At 62.2% G+C, this 1,558-nt stretch carries 2 protein-coding genes; both read right to left on the bottom strand.

All coding sequences use genetic code 11. The features are described from left to right. Positions 1-55: 55 nt before the first annotated feature. A complete protein-coding gene (locus tag BN1133_RS16780) occupies positions 56-775 on the bottom strand; it encodes a substrate-binding periplasmic protein (protein WP_231686288.1) in 720 nt (239 codons plus the stop codon). 59 nt (positions 776-834) lie between these two features. Next, the coding region (locus BN1133_RS16775; RefSeq protein ID WP_050667607.1) for an ABC transporter substrate binding protein at positions 835-1,558 on the bottom strand (724 nt) is incomplete at its 5' end.

The raw sequence follows: 1,558 nt of genomic DNA, 5'->3' as shown, positions 1-1,558 counted from the left end.
TTAACTGACTGGCATTAAGCCGTGACGGCTCCTTCTATGTGGCGTCGAGGCCGGGCTATTTCACCCCGTAACTGGCGAGTATCTTGTCCAGGGTGCCATCGGCCTTGATGGCCGCCAACCCCTTGTTGAAGGCCTCTATCCACTGCTTGCCATTGGGATTTTTCAGGCCGCTGGCCATGTGGAGCGGGTTGGTCGAGAGGGCCATGGTCGTGAAGCTGAACTGGGCCGCGTCCATGCCCTGCTGGGCCATGATGGCACGGGCGACCACCTCGTCCTCCAGAGTCAGATCGATGCGATGATCCAGCAGTTTCTTGAGGTTGGTGGGGAGATCCACCGCCTCCTGCCGATTCAGATCCGCCTGCATAAAGTCATCGCCATAGCCGTAGCCCCGCACTATGCCGACGCTCTTGCCCTTGAGGCTGTCGAGCCCGCTGTAGTCGAAGCTGCCCCCGGCCAGCTGGATAAACTTCACCTCGTTTTTCAGGTAGGGCTCGCTAAAGAGCAGGCTCTTGGTGCGTGCCTCGGTAAACCAGGCCCCCACCAGGATGTCGATACTCCCCTCCTCCACCCCCGAAAGGGCGCGGGCCCAGGGCATGATCCGCATCTCCAGCTGATGCCCCTGACTTGCCAGGGCACTTTTGACTATCTCTACCGAGATCCCCTTGTTCCCGTCGATCACGAAGGGAGGCCAGGGGTCTTGCGCCGCCGTCACCGTCGCCGCCTGGGCGCCGGTGACGCTCCACAGCAACAAGACTCCACCCATCCATGCTTTCATTTTCCACTCTCCATCGGGTTGACTCACCTCACTGAGCTAAGAAGAGGGCAGAGGGGGAGTCAAGGCACCGGTTTCTCACGCCCGCCCAGAATAAGGCGCGGCGCAGGATCCAGTTGCAAAGGGATCGCCTCGAGCGGGGTGCCGCGGCTGTGCTGGTCTATGATGCGGGCGGCCATGCGCCCCAGGCTCTCATAGCTGCTGATGGTGCCCACGCTGCAACCGTAAGACATAAACAGCTCGGCGCCGCACAGGGTCGGGATCCCGGCCCGGTTTAGCGACGCCAGCAGGCGCGGCGCCACCGAGAGCAGATAGCTGTCGGCCCCCAGATAGATGATGGCATCCCCGGCATCGTGCACCAGTCGCGCCAGCTCACTGTCGAGTCGCTTGGCAACCGGCACTATGCGCCAGGTCTCCACCGGCCAGTTGAAGCGCCGGGCCTCGTGGATCACCATCTCTGCCAGCAGCAGGGTGTTCTGCTCTCTCGGATTGAAGGGGAGCAGGAGCCGCCGCCCCGCGGGAAGATGGCGACGGCCATTTTCCAGTTGCAGCCCCATGGGCACCAGATTGCTGACCCCCGCCACCTGGCGGTTGGCCCCCGGCTCATCGGAGAGGATACCAGCCCCGAAAGGATCGGAGACCACGTTGAAGATAAGCGGCTTGCGCCCACCCATTAGGCTCTTGGCCATCAGGGTCGCCGTGGTGCCGAAGGTGTAGACATAGTCATACTGCTCGATGTTGGGCAGCAGCTGCTGCCGCAGCAGGGTGTAGTGGTCAAGTAAAACT

Source organism: Aeromonas schubertii (genome assembly GCF_000820105.1).
GTDB lineage: Bacteria > Pseudomonadota > Gammaproteobacteria > Enterobacterales > Aeromonadaceae > Aeromonas > Aeromonas schubertii.
This window is presented reverse-complemented; position numbering and strand designations above follow the sequence as displayed.